The organism is Segatella copri (assembly GCF_019249795.2).
GTDB lineage: Bacteria > Bacteroidota > Bacteroidia > Bacteroidales > Bacteroidaceae > Prevotella > Prevotella copri_B.
The window spans coordinates 2,877,617-2,896,598 of the sequence record NZ_CP156891.1 but is presented as its reverse complement, the minus strand read 5'-3'; the positions used below and the strand labels follow the sequence as shown (position 1 = coordinate 2,896,598).

The following is an 18,982-nucleotide window of genomic DNA, read 5'->3' as shown; positions in this document are numbered from 1 at the left end:
TTTGCAATCCCCGCTATTCCTTCTTGCGCTTTCTCACCTCAACCACTACACCTATTATAATAAGGAGAGCCAGAACGCCATAACCGATGTAAGCCACCGTCTCGGTATTCTTGAGCGACTGAGGATGGAAATCGAGAACCACTTTGTGGTTACCAGCTTTCACGTTCAGCGCACGCAGAATATAGTTCACTCTGCCCAGCTCAGCCGGCTGTCCATCAACCGTAGCCGTCCAGCCCGGATAGTAAATCTCAGAGAATACGATCACGCCGCCCTTGCTCGACTTCACCTCGTAAGTCAGGTTGTTCGGCTTATACTGCGTCATCTTCACCACCGAAGTATCATCCTGCTTCACGCTCTGCGCCAGCTGTTCCTTGAATTTGGCATCAGCCACAGCCACGTGTCGGAGGTTCACCTTGCCCACGCCATCAATTTCCTCGTTGGCATTGTTCACATACTTCACCTCGTCTACGAACCATGCATTGCCGTAGGCATACGGATTCAGAACCGGAACGGTCTGTCCGCCCTGCAGCGGCATGATGAAGTATTTGGTATTCAGCATGTTCAATACCGGATAGATACTGTCGCCGTTCACCTTGGTCATATCGCCGCCCGCAGCAGCTACCGCCTGCATCGTCTTCTGCATCTCAGGAGCGATATGTGCATCTATCATCTCCTGGTAGCGACGGAGCTTGGCTGGATGATAACCGCCGATGCTCTTGTGGTAGTAAGAGGTTTCGTTCTCATTGAATGTATTCGATGCCAGATTCAGCACACGGTAGTCGAGTTCCTTGTCACGGCAGATAATCTTGTCGGTCTCGGTCATCTGCTGCGGTGTATCGCGCTGCGCCTTGTCAACGAACATATCATCGTAGAGATAGCGCTTGTTCACCATCCACATATCCACCAGACAGAGCACGGCGATGCCGGCAATCATATATTCCTTGCCCAGCTTCTTCATCTTGAAGAGCATCAGCAGTGCCGAACCGATGAGGATAATCCAGAACGAACGCCAGCAGTCGGATGTAAAGATGCCCTTGCGGATATCCGTCAGATTGCTCATGATTGGAGAGATATACTCCTGAGGCAACTGCTGCAGCGCCTGTGTCTCCTGTACCGATACGAAATCTGGGAAGAATACGCCCGGCATGATGGCAAAGAGCAGACAGAAGCCTGCTGTCAGACCGAAGCTGGCATATACATATTTTATCTTCTCTGTCAGAATCTCCGGCTCATCTACAATCTTCTTCAGCGCCATCATCGACAGGAACGGGATGGTGAATTCTGCGATGACCAGGATAGATGCCACCGTTCGGAACTTGGCATACATCGGCACATAATCGAGGAAGAAATTGGTAAACGGCATGAAGTTTCTACCCCAGGCGAGCAGAATGCTCAGGATGGTGGCAGCAAGCATCGCCCACTTCATCGGACCCTTCACGATAAACAGGCCCAGGATAAAGAGCATGCAGACGAAGGCACCTACATATACAGGTCCGCTCGTTCCCGGCTGGTTGCCCCAGTACTGTCCCAGCTGCTGGTAAATCTGAACGAAGTTAGGATCAGCCTTTTCCATCGCCTGCTGGTTCTGCGCCAGCGGCACGGAGGCACCGCCCTTGGCATTCGGAATCATCAGCGTCCATGTTTCGTCGATACCATAGCTCCACTGTGTGATATAGTCTCTATCCAGACCGCTGCTGGTCTGGTTAGCCGCATTTTTCTTTACGAGTTCACTCTTTCCACGCATGGTTTCCTGACCATACTGCCAGGTATGATAAAGGTTCGAGAGGTTGAGCGAGATACCGATGAGGGCACCCACCACGCATACCGCCGTAGCCTTTCCGAAGCGTGCGAGTTCACCTTTCTTGATGGCATCTGCCAGGAAGGCAATCACCATGAAGAGGATGATAAAGAGGTAGTAATAAGTCATCTGCACGTGGTTAGCCTGCACCTCGAAAGCCGAGAAGATGGCAGTAAGGAGCAGTCCCTTGAGATACTTGCCCCGATAGGCAAGCACCACGCCCGCAATCATCGGCGGCAGATAAGCCAGCGCCCATACCTTCCAGATATGTCCGGCAGCGATAATGATAAAAAAGTAGGACGAGAATGCCCAGATGATACTTCCCAGCGCCGCCAGCGACTGTCTGAAGTTGAAGGCACGCAGCATGATATAGAAGCCCAGGAGGTATACAAAAACATACCAAACATAGTCTGGCAACCACAGATGATATGCCTTCACAATCTGGCTGAGCACCTGATTACTGTCATACGAAGGCGACATCTGATAGGTAGGCATACCGCCAAACACCGAGTTCGTCCATCGTGTAGTCTCTCCCGTCTGCTGCTGGAAGAGTTCCTTTTCATGTCCCAGTCCCTTTCCTGCCGCTGCATCATGTCGGAAGAGGATTCGTCCGTCCATATCGGCAGGCATAAAGTAGACGAAGGAGATGATTGCAAATGCAATAACTACCAGAATATCCAGTAGATACTTCTTCAAAAATTTCATAATTTCTATATAAACGTTTATAATTTGAAGGCAAAGATAGCACAAATTGGAGACAAAACAAAAAATATAGCAAAAATTTATATTTTTTTTGTTGAGAAAGTTGTATTAGGTCAGAAATAGGGGTTCCCCTCTATCATTTAGGGAAACGCTCGCTGCCGTTTCGTTTTTTATTCGTACCTTTGCACCATAAAACAAGTTTCTTCAAACAGCATATATTAATGTATAAAAGAATAAGAATTATGAAAAGATTAGCATTCATCATGATGGCATTGCTCCTGGCTCTGATGCCGGCAGCAGCACAGAATTATCGTGACAGCAGATATTACAACAGCAGGACAGACCGTCTCGACTACCGTTACAACTACAGCAGCCCGTATTACGGATTCCGCATCGGTCCTGCCTTCACCTTTGTCAATTCCGACGATTCCCGTCTGGATGGTGGCGACTGGCAGACCGGTCTGAATGTGGGCGTAGTAGCCGGCATTCCATTGACCGACAGCGCCCCACTCTATCTCGAGACCGGACTTTCGTATATAGAGAAAGGTGGCAAGAAGGATCTTCCTGAAGGCAAGAAGATGACCTACGACCTCAACTATCTTGAGATTCCAGCCGTACTGAAGTACAAGTACGAGGTAGACGACCACTTCTCCATCCAGCCTCAGGTAGGCGGCTATTTTGCCGTTGGTGTAGGAGGCAAGATCAAGAACTTTGCCGAGCGTGAAGCAGAGAGCTCATTCAAGGATGCAAACTTCCGCCGCCTTGATGGTGGTATCCGCATCGGCTGCGGCATCGGCTACGACATGTTCTATGCCGATCTCACCTACGATATCGGTCTTGCCAACATCTGCCACGACAGTTTCGACAAATCGCGCAATGGAGCCCTCCAGTTCAATTTCGGAGTTAACTTCTAGGAACAAACAAAAGCCCCTGATGCAAGAACACATCAGGGGCTATAAACTATTAACTATAAACTTCACACAGTTCCAAGTATCGCTGGGCGAGGTCATGGATGAACTTTCGTCCTCGCTCGGTCCATACGAGATAGGTATGGGTGTAGGCTCTGCCCATCTTCTCCTGTCTGCCATCGCTCTTCGGGGCGAGGAAGGCGCTGTAGCGGGTGCGGCTCTTCGCCAAGCCCATGTGAGCATAATCAGCATAGAGGAGATACTGACCGCTCTGGTAGTACTGGATATGCAGAGCACAGAGCGAGCGGTTCAACTCCTGCGCAGTGATACCGAGTTCCTTCGCAATCTGCGTAGTAGTGAAGCAGGAAACGGAATCGAGCACGTTATCGCTGTAAAGCGCTTTAGGCAGAAGATTACCCACCTGATTCTCCAACTGGATGATGTTATCACCACTCTTAGCGATGTGAACCACCTGTTCATCCACAACTCCATTCAAACGTCGGATTTCCGTATCCTGTTCACCGATAAGCTTCTTCTGCTGCTCAATCTGCAGACGTTGCTTCTTCAGCAGATTCTCCTTCTCCTTGAGCGTAGCACGGAGGATTTCTTCCGCATGTCGGATTGTCTCCTCATCACTCTCGCCCTGCTGAACCGGGATATAACCGCCCGTCTTGCGAATCTGTGGCAGCACATCAGCCGTAACCCAGTTCTTGAACTTCACGGCAGTAGAAAGCTTAGAGCCGAGAACCAAAGCATAGAAACCGCTCTCGTTGACATAGAGCATCAGAGTACGACGCATCGCCGAGGTTCCATCCTTCTTCAGACCGGTTGCTACCCATGTACGGCGTTTCGCCGTATCAAGTGGCTTAACTAATTGATCTACAGCATCATTCGCTCTCTTATATCCCAGTACATTACAGAGATCCTTTGCACAGAACAATGGCTCCCCATTTTCATCGGTCAAGGTACGAACCTTACCGAATTCTGAGTTTTCAAACACGACAGCAATTGCTGCCTTCTTATCCATTTCTACTTTATTTGTATTAACTGACTTTACCATAATAATTTGTTTTTAAAAATTAATAACTCAACATTCAAAAATCAACATTCAACATTCAACACTACATCACCGTAATCCAAACGCTCTCCGCTCGTTCTCTCGCTGCGGTAATGGCATTCATGAGCCTGTGCAGCCAGATGCGGGAATTGAAGACGGCACCCTGTAATTTATTTTCACCTACCAGAATGCAGCCCTGCGTATCATCGGGATAATTACCGGCATGAATGCGGATGCCCTCAAAATCAGGAACACCCTGCACCAGCGGAAGCCACTTCTTAAACCTTGGCGATTTCGAGATAACAACAGGATACGAGCCTTCCGGTATCGCCGTATGACCCGGTATCTTGCGGGCTTTCTTGCCCGATACCCTGCTGTACCGTCCATCCTCCTCTTCCGGCTTCAGTTCGACACCCAGGAGGTTTCTCCACGTAGGCTCCAGGGTATCACAGAAGTAATGCTCCTTGTCCAACTTCGCCATATCAAAGCTGTGCTCAAAGATACGCTTGTCGCCTATTTTTACCCCCGAACGCCAAGTACGTTTCACATCCTTATCGCTCAGGATATAAAGATGACCTATCGTATAAGTCTTCTTTTTTGCAATTCTTTTTACTACTATTTCCATACTCTATGAATTCTCCTTTCGGAATTTAAGTTTAATAAAAACTGAGGAACTGAATTTCTGAGGAACCGAGTTGCTATCCTTAACCTTGATGTAATGACGTTCCTTCCAGTTACCTAACATTCTTGAAGTTCCCTTCTTATCCATACCTCGTGCTACACGCAAGTCTATCACCTGCTGGTAAGTAAACTCATCCGGCAACTGCATCAGCATGTTGGATGGTCCTCGCTTGCTCGACTTCTCGCCTGTATCATTCGCCCTCTTGATGGCATCACCGAAGAAACGCATCTTGCAGTAGAGGTCGTAACGCTCGCTCCAGCGGATGAACTCGTCAATCTCCGGTTCCCATTTGCAACCGTTCGCCACATACAGCACACACGCCTTCAGGTAGGCGATGACGTTGGCACGGAAAGAAAGATTCTCGTAAACTCGGTCCTGAGAGAGGCGTGAAAATTCCGCATTCTCATCCTTCAGTTTAAGGGCAAGCTGGAATGCCTCAGGGCAGTCAATCAGTCCCCTGGCGTTGTTCAGATTCTCGATATAAGGCTTCAGCGCCTCACGGTAAGCATCATCGTAATCGCCATAAACAGGCATTTCGTCACCGATTTCACGCTCCGGAATGGTACAGAAATTGATACGGCTTATCGGACCGTCTGTCAAAACTTTTGAGAAGTAGCGTTGCCCTTTCTGAATGGTGGTAGATGCATTCCAGTTGAACCTGATCGTTACCCTTTCTGTCACACTTTGAACGCCCACGCGCTGTTGGCCAAAGAGGTTGAAGGGGTCGAAGGCGAGGCACATGATGCGGAACTGCTGGTTACCGCTACCCCGGAGTGCATCAAACTGGTCCAGCTCGTTAAGCGAAGTATAGAGGAAACGCCCCTGCGCCTCTGCGGTTCGCATCACGAATGCCGGACTGGTCATATCAGCATCAATCTCCTGGATAACAAGATTATCCGGTCGTTTGCGCTTATCCTTGTTGGCACCCTTGCGCGTCACCTCCTCCTTCCATTCCTTCTCACGTTTCAGATTCTCCGCATCCCGCTTTCTGATATCCTCCATAATATACCTAATCGGCTTATCCACAGACGATTTACCTGCACCCGTACCGGCAAGCAAGCAAGTAGAAAGCGTAGCCTCATGCACTACATTATCAATATATCGGAAGCTCGTCTGCCAGAGGTGAGTAGCCAACGGTGGAAAGATAGCGTGCGCCACTGCCGGCTTATAAACCTCCGGTGTCCGAGATATCAGCAGTTCCACCAGTTTCGGCAGTTTCTCCGGCATCGCTGGCGGTTCCGGATAATCCTCCTCGCTACTTTGAACTTGGAGATTTGAACTTTGAACTGTATAATTACCATCTGCATTTGAATTTTTCACTCTTCGTTCTTCACTCTTCACTTCATTCGCCTTCTGCTCCGCCAGCGCATTCACCCTTATCACATCCCTCGACATCGGCTTGCAGCTGTCAGCATATTTCGCATAGAAATCATGTATCAGCTGATGGCAGTCATCCTCCTGATAGTAGCTCGGCATTTTCGTCCTCACCACCTTCATCAGTTCCTCCTCACTCATCACCCTCGAAGCGCCTGCGCTCATAATGGCGAGGAGCGAAGAGTGCCGAGACCCGACGGTATCAATCGCCATTCCTTCAAGCCCAGCCGACTGCACGAACAGATCAAAGGCTATCAGATTCTTCTCGCTGGCCTCTCCCAGTTCACCAGAGCCATGATTGCCCGAAAGTCTATTGTTTTGAACATTGTCATTGCTATTGCCATTAACTGTAAACTGTAAACTATTAACTTTTGCATCTCCCCTTCCGTCAACCGTCAGTCCACGGTCCAGAAAAGCCTTTCTGCGAGCCTGTACCTCGCTCTCCGGCAGCACTGCGCACCACATTTTAGACCGGTAGATTTCCGAGTCCTTATCCGTCAGGAAAATCATCCTCTCAGGTGTGATGCAGCTCTCATCATAAGGCACGCCCAGTGCCTCACAATACGCCTTCTGCGTCTCCTCGATGGTCATCCCCACCGGCATTCTAATCCCGATATGCAGCTTCTTTCTAGCGCTATAACAGAGATGCAGCAACGAGCCGTTCCATATCCCCGAAGAGCAGTTCAGCTTGCGCGCCTTCTCAATCGCCTTCTCCACATACTCCTTATCATCCACATCGATAATCGTCTGGAAGAGAAAGCTTTCCGGCAAGGCATTCTCCTGTCTGCGCACATTATTCTTGAACATGCCGTAGTGCGGACAGAAGAAAGGCAGCTCGCTCTTGAGCCTCTCCTGTGCCTTCTTCACCGCCTGCGCATCGTTCAAATCCACTCCGTCAATCGGCAATTCACCCCGAATCTGCTGAATCATCTTCTTGATTTCCTTCGATCCGATGACCTTATCATAAGTATCGATATTGTAAGAAAAAACTTTCCCTTTATTTCCCTTACGATAAGGATTAATTGCCACTACATGTACTGTCTCCATTTTACCTCCATATTTTTATTAATCGAACACTTCGCTGTTAATCATGATATACCCTGAGCCATAGCTTACATTGATAGGCAGAATCAGCGAGTTATCCGAAATCTCGTCGACCCCGTTCGCCTCGAAGAGCGAAGCATTCTCAGCATCATTCAGTCTGCTCTTGACGAAGCCTATTACCCATTTTGCCGCAATCTTCTCGGCAGCAACACGCCTGTCAACAAGGTCTTTCACCAGCTGTTCATCGCAGAAGTTGATATCCGCATTCACGTTCTCAGCCTCCGCTTCCTCCTTCCCCATTTCCTGGTTCTCGAAGAAGAGGTTATACTTGATTTTCATATCCTTCATCATCATGATGTTCAGATTTTTCAGTTCCCCCTCCGAGTCAGCAATCGTCTCATAGAGTTTCTGTACCGACTTCTTGAAGATGTTCTTCACGTCCATCAGGCAGTAATAGATTTTGCCTCCAATCACCACCACCCTCAGTTTTCCGTACTGCGGATGAACAAAATAAAAAGGTTTCATTGCTTTCATCTTATAAATTCCTTTTTAAACAGTTGGGCGCTCCCACAACGGTTGATGTGCCTATACACAAAAGCCCCCGAAACCCAGACCATATCGGTTCTGAATTCCGGGGGCAAATGTACGGCGATTCTGCGACACTGCTATGGTACGATGAAGTACGGTCGTACCACATCGTACCAAAAATTATCTCAAAATATCCATGATTTCTTCATCAAAATCATATTTATAAGCATGATCCTTAGCTTTATTGAATCCGCCTCTCAAACTTTCAGCATCCATATCCCAGAAAACGCCGAACACTTTCCAGGTGTGCTGGATGTTCAGTTCCGTTGCCAGTATATCGGCAAGTTCCCCTCTTTTCCACCACGGCATTTTGTTGACGGGCTTGAAATCATCATTCAGGATTTGAGCGTTTCTAAGTAGTCGGAATATCTTGGTTGCTCTGTCATTGCAAAGTTCAACAGGAACAACCCTGCCTTCCAATAGAAAACAAGACGGTGTATGTTCTTCATCTTTTCCTGGTTTAGATTGGTCATTCACCACTTTCAAGTCGACCGTAGGAGCTCTGTCTCTCGCTCCTGCAGAACCCGTTCCTGGCTCTTCCTCTTCACTCTCTTCATTCTCCTTTTGCTGATCATCATCTTTACCAACAATCATTCTGGATTGATCACGGAAGACGATTTTATCTATTCTAATTCTCATCTTCCATATTCATTAACTGTTTGAAACTAGCAGAATCAATAACCACTTTGCTGTTGCCACTGAATTCTACGTTAATAACTACCTCGATGTTAACCGGTCCAGTCTGCACTAGCCAGATTGGCAATCCGTAAAATATTTTAGTCATATATCTTCACCTTTTAAGATAGACTAAATTTACTTCCTCTATTTTAAAGAAGAGGTGGCCCCTGGAAGTTTTCCAGGGTGAATCCTTACTTCGGAGACATTGAGCTGCAGAGCAGTATGAGGAATGTCTCCCTAAATTTCATGTTGTATCTTTCATTTTTACACTGGTTAAGTTGTTGTTATTTATAAGAACTTATTACTCTCTACTGGTGTCAGACGACATAATCTCTTCTGCCCAGTTATATTTATTTTATTCCTTGCGTTACGAATTTACGCAAATCAATTTTCTTCTTATTCAGGTCTTTAACCACTTCTGCCCCTGCCCCAAAGATTTCTTCATATTGTCTTTTCAGATTTTTTATGAGTGCAAGTCTTTCGTCTCTATCTGTGATATGTTTTTTAGATTTGTAGTTGTCGACAGCCTCATATTCAACATGAAGATAATGACCTATAATGTGGCAAAATTTTGCAATGGTATCAAACTTTATTTTAGAATCGAAATTTAGGAACTTTCGAATCGTATCATAAGAGACATGAAACTCCTTCACGATTGATTTTCGAGGAGAAATATCCTCACCAATCATGATACTGAGAAGAGATCCAATCCTCTCTATATATGATAATCTCACCAATCTAACAGCCGGAGATTCTGAATTTTCTATTTCTTTTGCTTCTTCAACCATTGCTAATTTTATTTTTGTTCGTGTAAAATTAACAATAATCGTTGGAACCCGCAAGCGTTTTACGTCCCCTTAGGACGTAAAAAGAGTACTACTTTTTTAATGATTCTCAGAAAAGTATACAAAAAAGGGGAAAAGTGAGCAATTTACGTTACTCGCCTTCTTCCCCTTACTTTTACAAATTTACGGTAGGTGCATCGCTCTGCACAATCCTTATTTCGTCACTGCATCATACAATGCCTGATAGTCTGTGACAACATCATAAATGTAACCATTCTCGCTGATGGCAGCAAAATGCTTGCGGGCACACGCTATCTTGCTTCCCTCGATACCGCGTAGATGTGAACCCTGGAGATCATTACCCTTGGTTTCTGCCACAAAATACACATGCTTCACGCTGCCTTCACGGAATGCCACAGCCCAGTCGGGATTGTATTTGCCCATAGGCGTGTTGATGTAGAAACCACGAGGCAGTTTGGTATAAACTACCACGTCATCTTCACGTTCCAGAGACTCGGCAAAGTTCTTTTCTACACCCATGCTGTCGAGCACTACCAGGTCGTAGAGCGATTTCTTTGACTCAATGGCATTGATGCCCAACTTGCCTCGCAGAGCATCCACCGTAAAGATGTCGGTAGAGAACTCATCATTCAGCTTCTCGTATGTAATACTCTGGATAACAGCAAGAGCCTTGCAGTCGTTGATAATCAGACCGGTCTTGATGATAAATTCCTCAGGATTCATCTTGAACATGCTGAATGTTTCAGGCTTGATACCCTTCAGAATTTCCACGATGGTCTTTCTTGTCAACCCCGTAGCAGTTACCAGCTGACCTATCAGGTCGTATGTCACTTCCTTGCCCACTGCTTCCGTTACATGGATGGTCCGGACATCGCCCTGATCCATAGCCACGCCCGCTTCAAGCGACTCCTTGTCTCTGATTTCATCCATCGAACCGCCTTCTACCACTATGCGGATTTCCGTAACCCTCAACTTTTCATCAAGTTCCTCGATGGCTTTCTTCACAAGACCAGAAGTTTCAAAGCTTACCTGATAGTAGGTGCGGCGGTTGATGCGCTTCCAGAGATTCTGGAACTCCTTCTTGGCAAAATTGTCCTTCTGCAACTTGGCAAGCTTAGGCTTTCTTCCATTCTCCGGTCTTACAGCCGCAGGATCAAAGACGGTATCGAGGGCTGCTATAATGCCCTTCCTCCAATCGTTAGCCTTCTCAAAATCAAGCCTGTCATTGCGCTTATCCTCAAAATACTGAGCAGTCAAAGCACCGTTATCATCCACATAATCTTTACGGATGAGGGCATTATAGATAACTCTTGCCTGATTGATATCAAACTTGCCATTGGTTCCATCTGCCATCGTATATGACCTGCCCTCGAAAAGATGGGCGGTGATAACGATTGGTCGGTCGGCACAGGCTTCAGCCATTTCCGTCTGCAGTTTCTTTGCGAAATCATCATAGCTCTCGCTGGCTATCACGGTGAGGATATTGGTATCAAACACATGGTCGCCCAATACATCTGCATCCTGGCGTTCACCCTTCTGATTCACGCAAAGGCGCATTCCTCGTCCCACTTCCTGGCGTTTCTTGGTCTCATTGTCCGAGTTCTTCAAGGTGCAGATCTGGAACACGTTAGGATTGTCCCAACCTTCCTTCAAGGCGGAGTGCGAGAAGATGAAGCGGACTGGCTCGCTGAGCGAAAGCAGGCGCTCCTTATCCTTCATGATCAGGTCGAAGGCACGCTCTTCGTTCTCGCCCTGCCTTTCCTTCGATTCCACCGCCTTGCCCTTCTTATCCATGGAGAAGTAGCCCTGATGCACGTTGGATGCCGCATTGCGAGGGTCTGAAAGATAGCGCAGATAGGCTTCATCCGTAAACGATGGCAGCATTTCTGAAAGCACTCGGTTATATTCTTCCTCAAACATCTTGGCAAACTTACCCTTACTATCCTCGCCTTCATAGAGGCGATAGCTATCCACATGGTCGATGAAGAACAGACTGAGCACCTTGATATGCTGGCTGAACAGCTGGCGTTCACGCTCCAGATGGGTGCGGATGGTTTCACGAATCTGAATACGACGGATATAGTCTTCGTTCACACTGCCCACGGCATCGCCTTCATGGAGAGTCAAGCCGTTGAGGAAGCGGACGATTCCCTGTCTGCCGTCTATGCGTTCTACGATGAAGTTGTTGTCATACTCAGCCAGTCCCCCACTCTGTTCCTTCAGGTTGAAGCGCTCATCCACGAGTTTGCTTACCTGTTTCGTTCCGGTCTGCGTCTTGATGTCGAAGCTGATGCGAGCCTGCGGATTGCCCTTGCCGATGACGATTTCTTCCAGATAGACGTAGCCGTTGGTGGCGGTACTGCCTACCTGTCTGATACCCTTCACCTCAATCTTCTTCACCAGTTTCTGGTTGTAGGCATCGATGGCATCCAGCTTATACACCATATTATATATATCACCCTTGCGGTGGGTGGCGCTATACAGAAGGGTAAAAAGCGGCTTGAACATGGCTATACCCTTACGGGTCTTGTTCTTCTTGTCCACACCCAGCACCGACTGAGGTTCATCGATAATCATGATAGGATGGGTCTGTGCCAGCACGTCGATAGGACGGCGGGAACCGAACTCATCACGTCGTTCGAAGATGATGCGGGCTGCCTTATCAGGACGTGCGCCCTTACTCTTCTCCTCATTCATAGATGCGTTGAATGCCTGGGTATTGATAATCATCACGTGCATGCCGGCATCGCTGGCAAAGGCATCTATCTTGCTGAGCTGCTTGGAGTTATACATAAAGTATTGCATGCGCTTGCCGTATTCCTGGGCAAAATGCTCCTGCATGCTCTCAAAACTCTTCAATACGCCTTCTCGGATGGCGATGCTTGGCACTACCACCACAAACTTGGTCCAGCCATAGCGGGCATTCAGTTCATACATGGTCTTGATGTAGGTATAGGTTTTACCCGTACCCGTCTCCATTTCGATGGTGAGGGCGGTACCTACGCCTTGCAGCTGCTGCAGCTGTTCAACAGGTTTCAGGCCCTGTTCTGTCTGTATGGCTCTTACATTCTCGCAGACGGCTTCCGGAGCGAGGATGACGTTCTTGTTGCCAAAGCCTTTTACTACAAAGAGGTCTTGATTAACTCCCTGGTCCACGATATGGTCGCTCAGTCCGTCGCTTTTGGGCTGACCTGTAAAGGCATTAGCCACAGCCAGCGCCGCTTCGGTTTGGAAGCGTTGATGTTTATATCTGAGTTTCATAGGCTTAAATCACTCTAATATTCTTCACTACTTCCTGGTCGCTCCAATCCAGCTTCTGCTTGAAGGTCTCGTAGATATTAATCTTGTCGGCATCCTGAGCAAAGCAACTGTCACGGAAAATGACACGCAAAGGCATCTTTTCTGCCATGGCTTTTACTACGTCTTCTGATACGTTCTCGGCGAAGCAGGCCACCAGGTCGCCGTCGTTCACGGTATAGATGGTCTTGCCATCCACCACTTCCTGGGTCATAGGCAGAGAGAGCTGAACGCCCCAATCGAGCATACATCCAAAGAGCAAGTCGAGGTCGTTTCTGTCGGCCTTGATATTATTCAGGAACAGATCAAGATCATCCTGATTATAATCCTTTGGAGAAAGTTTTACATCCTCGTAATTGCCTTCTTCGAGACGGAAGACACGGAAGCCGGTATCGAGGTCGGCAGTGGTAAGAGGAGATTCCTCCTTGATTTTCTTGCCGGCACGGCGGATACGTTCCTTGGCAACTTCAGGGATGGTCTTATAGCCAGCCTTTCTTGCCTCGCTATCCTCCGGAGTTTCTTCGGGAATCTGAACCATAATGAATTTACGGTTACCTCCATCTTCGGCGTTGAGCTTCATTGCGGCATGAGCAGTAGAACTACTTCCGCTGAAAAAATCCAAAATTATACTATCTTTAACAGATGCTAGTTTTAGTAGATGAAGGGCCAGTTCTGTTGGCTTTGGAGTATCAAACACAGCAACACCATCAAATAATTTTTTAAGATCATTTTTTGCTTTTTCATTTGTTGAAACTTCATTAGCAAACAAGATAGTTTCAGGAGTTAGTCCTCTTTCCTTTGCATTCAAATAAGTTTTAATTCGTGGAACTCCATTACCATCTTTTCCAAACCATATTCGATTTTCGGCTATAGCCTTTTGCATTTCTTGTTCTGTATATACCCAACACCTACCACTAGGTAACTGGTGCTGCTTCCCATTAGGAGCAATTAGAGTATAAAATTGATTTTTAGTTCCATGACCACCTTGTGCATGAGCAGGATCAGATTTCCATAGTCCACGAGGATCATTGTCTGGATTTCCATAATTTGCCAATGCTTTATCATTCATAGGAAGCAATGCTAATCGTCTTCCTTCTTGACTAGATTTTGAATAACATAATATATGGTCATGACGTTGCGATACCTCTTTTCTATTTTCTCTATTAACTCTTTTCTCCCAAATAAAATTTGCAATAAATCCCTCACATCCAAATACTTCATCACAAATTTTTCGCAAATTTCCAACCTCAATATCATTAATCGAGATAAAAATCACACCATCCTCTGTCAACAGCGTTCTCGCCACCATCAATCTAGAATACATCATAGAGCACCAATCCGAATGAAAACGTCCATTCGAATCCATGTTCTTGATATATTTATTACCTAATTCATCTACTGAACCCGAAGCCTCAGCATACTCATCAGCAGACATCGCAAAATCATCATGATAAACAAAGTCATTACCCGTATTGTAAGGCGGATCAATATAGATCATCTTTACCTTACCCAGATAAGACTTTTGGAGAAGTTTAAGCACTTTGAGGTTATCACCCTCAATATAAAGGTTTTGGGTGTTGTCCCAATCCACACTATCCTCCTTTACGGGACGCAGTGTCTTCTTAATAGGCTCCAAAACTTCGGCACGAGCTGCCTGCTTGCCAACCCAGTTGAACTCGTATGTCTCAGGAGCATCTTCCACTGCGTTGTCACCAAGAAGCTGGCGAAGTACGTCAAAATTAATTACACGTTTTACCCCCCCCCGTACCAGGGGCGGCTACCTCCGTAAAGCACGAAGGCGCAATCTGATAAAGCGCATCCAGATTCAACTGCGCTCCATCTGCCGACTGCAATTCCATTCTATTGGGTCTATCCATATTATCTATATTTTATAAATTATTCTTCATTTCTTTTTCCCATTCCGCAACCTTCTTCTTCAACGCCCGAGCCTCGTTATTCAGCTCCAGCTGGCGGTTAAACTGCCTTTCAGTCCGAACCCGCTTCTGCAAGGCTGCAATCTCTTTCCTGCACTTCTGTATCAAGGACTCCAGCTCCACCATGCGCTTGGTTTCCTCGCTACGGCTCGTGCCATAGCCGGAAATCACGCCTGCCATATTTTCATAGATGGCATCCATCGTAAGCCCCTGGATAGGCAAAGACAAATCTGCCTCACGGAGCCATTCCGAAGCGAAAGACTTCACTATCCTGAAGGTTCCTGCTGAGGCATCCAGCCATTCCTTATAGTTGAGCAGCAGCTTATACTGCCCCTCATATTCCAGAACAAACACCACGTGGCGAGGCATGTTCCTATCGATGAAGAGGAAGACATCATCCGGACAATCCTGCGACTTCAGCTGCGCAGAAAAGACCACAATCTCGTGAACCTCCTTGCCATCTGCCACATTGAGAGTGGAAGGAGCCAGCTTATAGAGCCACTTGATGGCCACCACATCATCTACGAAGTGCTGCTTCATCTTCGCATTCACTTCCAGATGCCGGTAGAAAGCGTTCTTGGGAACGGGCTTGCCTACAAACGTGGTTGGAGGATAATGTAAATCTATCATACTATCTGATAATTAAGAATGTTATTAACTCAAAGTCATCCAGCCCCTTGGCATCTCCCAGCAAGGCACTCGTCTCGCCCATGGAGAACAGGCTGTCGATATCTGACTCTTCCTTCACAGAAATGATGCTGTCAACCGCCTTCGCCAACATATCACTATAATGACTCATCTGTCGGCCGTCAGCCGTTTCCCGGTTGATGATGGCGCACAACTCCTTATCCGGCTGGCTCTTGCCTCGGCAAACGTGGCGCATCACATCGAGCAGTTTCTTAGGCTGCAGGTGGTCGCAGATGACGGAGCCATCTTCACCCAGATACACCATATAGAACGGATGCAGCAGGTTCTTCCTGTCGATATTGATATTCTTGTTTCTATTCTTCAGGATGAAGATAACACCCGGCTTGGCGTTCTCAGAACTAGCCACCACCGCATTCATGCCAAACGGCGAGTGCTCTACATTCGGATTTTCCTTGACGTATGCCAGCAGGTCGAGGCGGAATTCATTCAGACCCAAATCCATGATGTTGATGCCGGTATCCATATCCTCTATGTCTATCACTTCTTCCTGAAGCTTCTTGAGCTGGTTCTTGCGGTATTCCAGGTCGCCCTTCTCGTTCTGCGACAACAGGTTGTCGTCGCCTGTACTGGTGAGGACGGTGGCCTTCATACGGCTCTCTACACGGCCTTTCAGTTCGATATACTGGTCCAGTTCCATATCCGGCCAATAGTTAACCAGCTGGATGACATCGTTTCTGCTGCCGATACGGTCCACACGGCCGAAGCGCTGGATGATGCGCACTGGATTCCAATGGATATCATAGTTGATGAGGAAATCACAATCCTGCAGGTTCTGACCCTCGGAAATGCAGTCAGTGGCAATGAGCACATCAATCTCCTCGGTAGCATCCGGGAAGAGAGCAGCCCGGTCTTTCGATACGGGCGAGAAATAGGTCAGCACATTGTTGAAACTCATCGGGAACTTCGGTATGGTGCATTTGCCATCCGTAGAACCCGTGATAAGCGCCACATTCAACCCACAATCCGCCTTGATGCGTGCTGCCAGCTGGTCGTACAGATAGTTGGCGGTATCAGCAAAGGCTGTAAAGATAATCACTTTCTTGTTGCCCGGATTGATGGGATGCTCAAACTTGTGTTTCAAATCTTCGATGAGCATCTGTAGCTTGGAGTCGTGCTCGGGAGAAATATCCTGGAGCATAATCTGAAGCAGGGCAAGATTCTCCTGGTCGCTGCGAAGATCACGTGACCAGCGAATCACATCAATATCCCGGAGGTTGATTTTGGAATTTCTGCCCACAAATGGGTCGTTATCGCTATCTGCGCTATCCAAATCATCCGTAAACTCGGTAACATCCACAGAACCGCTGCACCCATTGCTTTCAATGGTATTCAGCGTTTCGTCTATATATTCCTGGATGCGCTGCAAGGTAAGACGGAAGGAGTTGACGCTGCTCTCCAGACGTTTGAGCAGGTTGGTAGCCATCAGCTTGCGGAGACCTTTCTCTCGTCCGTCGATAGAGATACCCGAGCCTTCCATATTGATTTCATAATCCTCCTTCACGCTATCAAAGATATAGAGTGAAGGCGTATAAATGCTCAGATTCAGCCTGTTAAGCTGTTCAGCAATCTCGCTGAAAGAGATGCTATCGCTCAAATCCGTCAACTTTGGGCGGCGGGATATAGGAGCCAATCTTTTAGGGAACTTACCGATATCCTTCGTATCGTAGTATTTCACGATGTGGCTTCGGCTTCGGGCAATGGTAACCGCATCCAGCAATTCAAAGAAATCGAAGTTCAGTTCTTCAAGCAGGCGTTGCGTGGTGCGCTCTTTGGGCTGCAACTTGGTCCATCGGTTATATGCCAACTGTGCAGAGCGGAACACATCATCTATGCTGCGGTCGATGTCAAGAACCTCGTTGATTTGCTCAGCATGACCTTCGTATGCCAGTTGCAACTGGTTCTTCAGGTCGTTGAAGCGGTTGTTGACGGGAGTGGCACTCAGCATCAGGACTTTTGTCTTGATTCCTGCTCTAATCACCTTGTTCATCAGTCGCTGATAGCGATTTTCCTTCTTCTTACCATCATCTACGATATCCAGGTTGTCAGCCTCATCATCCTCGTCATCCACATTACCGCCATTGCGGAAATTGTGGCTTTCGTCTATGACTATCAGGTCGTAGTTACCCCAGTTGATTCGTTCTAGATCAATTCCGTTTGACATACCTCTATCTCGGCTTAAATCGCTGTGAAACAGAATATCATAGCGAAGGCGGTCGGCGGCAAGAGGGTTGTTTTTGTAATTAGTCTTGAAGGTGCTCCAGTTGTCATAGAGCTTCTTAGGACATAATACGAGAACCGACTTGTTGCGGTTTTCGTAATACTTGATGACGCTCAGTGCCGTAAAGGTTTTACCCAGACCCACAGAATCGGCAAGGATACAACCATTGTATTTTTCGAGTTTATTGATGATAGCCAGGGCAGCATCTTTTTGGAAATTATAAAGTTTTTTCCAAATCACACTCTCCCGGAAGCCGGTCTTCTCGTTAGGAAGAACATCCTCGTTGATATCATCGAGAAACTCGCTGAAGATATTATATAGCGTAATGAAGTAGATAAACTCGGGTGAATTTTCCTGATAAACGGTTTCTATGTATTCCAGCACCTTGGCAGTTACATCTTCAAACTTATCGCCATTCTTCCACTGTTCATTGAATACGTTCAGATACTGCTCGGCGAAAGGTGAGGGCACAACCTGAACCATGGAATACAAGCTGTTTCCTCGCTCGCATCCCAACTCTGTGGTGGTAAACTCATTAAAAGGTGCATAGGCATAAGGGGCAGTGCCGTTTACGTAAATAAAGCCGCCCATCGACTCCTGTGACACATTTGATTTAAACTTCACCTTGCGTCTTATCCAGTTGGCGCACTCCTTGGCGATGGCTTTCTGCTCCAGTTTGTTACGGAGTTTGATTTCGAAGTCAGAGCCATAAAGATTGCGCTCACGGTTGAGTTTTGGAATGAAGAACTCACGCTTCTCCTTCTTCACCTTATCCTTGATGAAGGTAGGCGAAGTGAAGATAAAACGCAACTCATCAACGTTCTCCAGTTCTTCCTTCAATGCTTCGAAAGCATAGATGGAAAAAGAGGCTGCAGCTATTGACACACGAGATCCTTCAGATAATTTGGCCTTCAAATCATCTACTACCCGTTCTGACACGTTGTTTATAACCTTAATCAATTCCATAAGTTTCACCTAATAATCAGATAGTTACGCTACAAAAAGTGCATTTCCAATACACTTACTCCTTCAAAAGTACAACAATATTTCGAAACATGCAAGAAAATCAGGGAAAAAGTTTTGGAAAAAGTTACTGGCAAGGGGGAAATGTTTATAAGTGCGCGAAAAATATAAGAAAGATGAAATGGTATCCGATTATTCGAATTCTTTTGTATCTTCGCGACATAG

General features: G+C 47.0%; 13 protein-coding genes. 1 reads left to right on the top strand and 12 read right to left on the bottom strand.

Annotated features, from left to right (window positions below; all coding sequences use genetic code 11):
• Window positions 1-13: 13 nt before the first annotated feature.
• Entirely contained in the window at window positions 14-2,503 is a 2,490-nt protein-coding gene (locus tag KUA48_RS12010; RefSeq protein WP_218432377.1) for a YfhO family protein, read from the bottom strand.
• Between the two features lie 239 nt (window positions 2,504-2,742).
• On the opposite strand from KUA48_RS12010, the gene KUA48_RS12005 reads away from it, so the two are divergent.
• Window positions 2,743-3,414 carry an outer membrane beta-barrel protein gene (locus tag KUA48_RS12005; RefSeq protein WP_256624426.1) on the top strand — a complete coding sequence of 224 codons (672 nt, stop codon included), beginning with the start codon at window positions 2,743-2,745 and terminating at the stop codon, window positions 3,412-3,414.
• A gap of 49 nt (window positions 3,415-3,463) precedes the next feature.
• Here KUA48_RS12005 and KUA48_RS12000 read toward each other — a convergent pair whose 3' ends face one another.
• From KUA48_RS12000 to KUA48_RS11950, 11 genes are all read right to left on the bottom strand, one after another.
• A complete protein-coding gene (locus KUA48_RS12000; RefSeq protein ID WP_218432380.1) occupies window positions 3,464-4,468 on the bottom strand; it encodes a phage antirepressor in 1,005 nt (334 codons plus the stop codon).
• Window positions 4,469-4,529: 61 nt separating this feature from the next.
• Window positions 4,530-5,090, bottom strand: a complete 561-nt coding sequence (locus tag KUA48_RS11995) for a DUF5675 family protein (RefSeq protein WP_203053250.1) — start codon at window positions 5,088-5,090, stop codon at window positions 4,530-4,532.
• Window positions 5,091-5,093: 3 nt separating this feature from the next.
• The gene (locus tag KUA48_RS11990; RefSeq protein ID WP_369503263.1) at window positions 5,094-7,568 is read right to left on the bottom strand and encodes a hypothetical protein; all 2,475 of its coding nucleotides are present in this window, start codon (window positions 7,566-7,568) and stop codon (window positions 5,094-5,096) included.
• Between the two features lie 18 nt (window positions 7,569-7,586).
• Window positions 7,587-8,099: a spore coat protein gene (locus KUA48_RS11985; RefSeq protein ID WP_118256003.1), complete on the bottom strand. Its 513-nt coding sequence runs from the start codon at window positions 8,097-8,099 to the stop codon at window positions 7,587-7,589.
• Window positions 8,100-8,273: 174 nt separating this feature from the next.
• Window positions 8,274-8,792: a hypothetical protein gene (locus KUA48_RS11980; RefSeq protein ID WP_218433664.1), complete on the bottom strand. Its 519-nt coding sequence runs from the start codon at window positions 8,790-8,792 to the stop codon at window positions 8,274-8,276.
• A gap of 389 nt (window positions 8,793-9,181) precedes the next feature.
• Window positions 9,182-9,619, bottom strand: coding sequence for a hypothetical protein (locus KUA48_RS11975; protein WP_119236068.1), 438 nt, complete (start codon window positions 9,617-9,619; stop codon window positions 9,182-9,184).
• A 210-nt stretch (window positions 9,620-9,829) separates the two neighbouring features.
• On the bottom strand, window positions 9,830-12,898 hold the full coding sequence (locus KUA48_RS11970) for a type III restriction-modification system endonuclease (protein ID WP_218433663.1): 3,069 nt from the start codon (window positions 12,896-12,898) through the stop codon (window positions 9,830-9,832).
• A 4-nt stretch (window positions 12,899-12,902) separates the two neighbouring features.
• The gene (locus KUA48_RS11965) at window positions 12,903-14,636 is read right to left on the bottom strand and encodes a site-specific DNA-methyltransferase (protein WP_369503262.1); all 1,734 of its coding nucleotides are present in this window, start codon (window positions 14,634-14,636) and stop codon (window positions 12,903-12,905) included.
• A 37-nt stretch (window positions 14,637-14,673) separates the two neighbouring features.
• The gene (locus tag KUA48_RS11960; RefSeq protein ID WP_367397153.1) at window positions 14,674-14,811 is read right to left on the bottom strand and encodes a hypothetical protein; all 138 of its coding nucleotides are present in this window, start codon (window positions 14,809-14,811) and stop codon (window positions 14,674-14,676) included.
• A 12-nt stretch (window positions 14,812-14,823) separates the two neighbouring features.
• On the bottom strand, window positions 14,824-15,498 hold the full coding sequence (locus KUA48_RS11955; RefSeq protein ID WP_256624511.1) for a DUF4391 domain-containing protein: 675 nt from the start codon (window positions 15,496-15,498) through the stop codon (window positions 14,824-14,826).
• 1 nt (window position 15,499) lies between these two features.
• Window positions 15,500-18,760: a helicase-related protein gene (locus KUA48_RS11950; protein ID WP_218433662.1), complete on the bottom strand. Its 3,261-nt coding sequence runs from the start codon at window positions 18,758-18,760 to the stop codon at window positions 15,500-15,502.
• Between the last annotated feature and the right edge of the window lie 222 nt (window positions 18,761-18,982).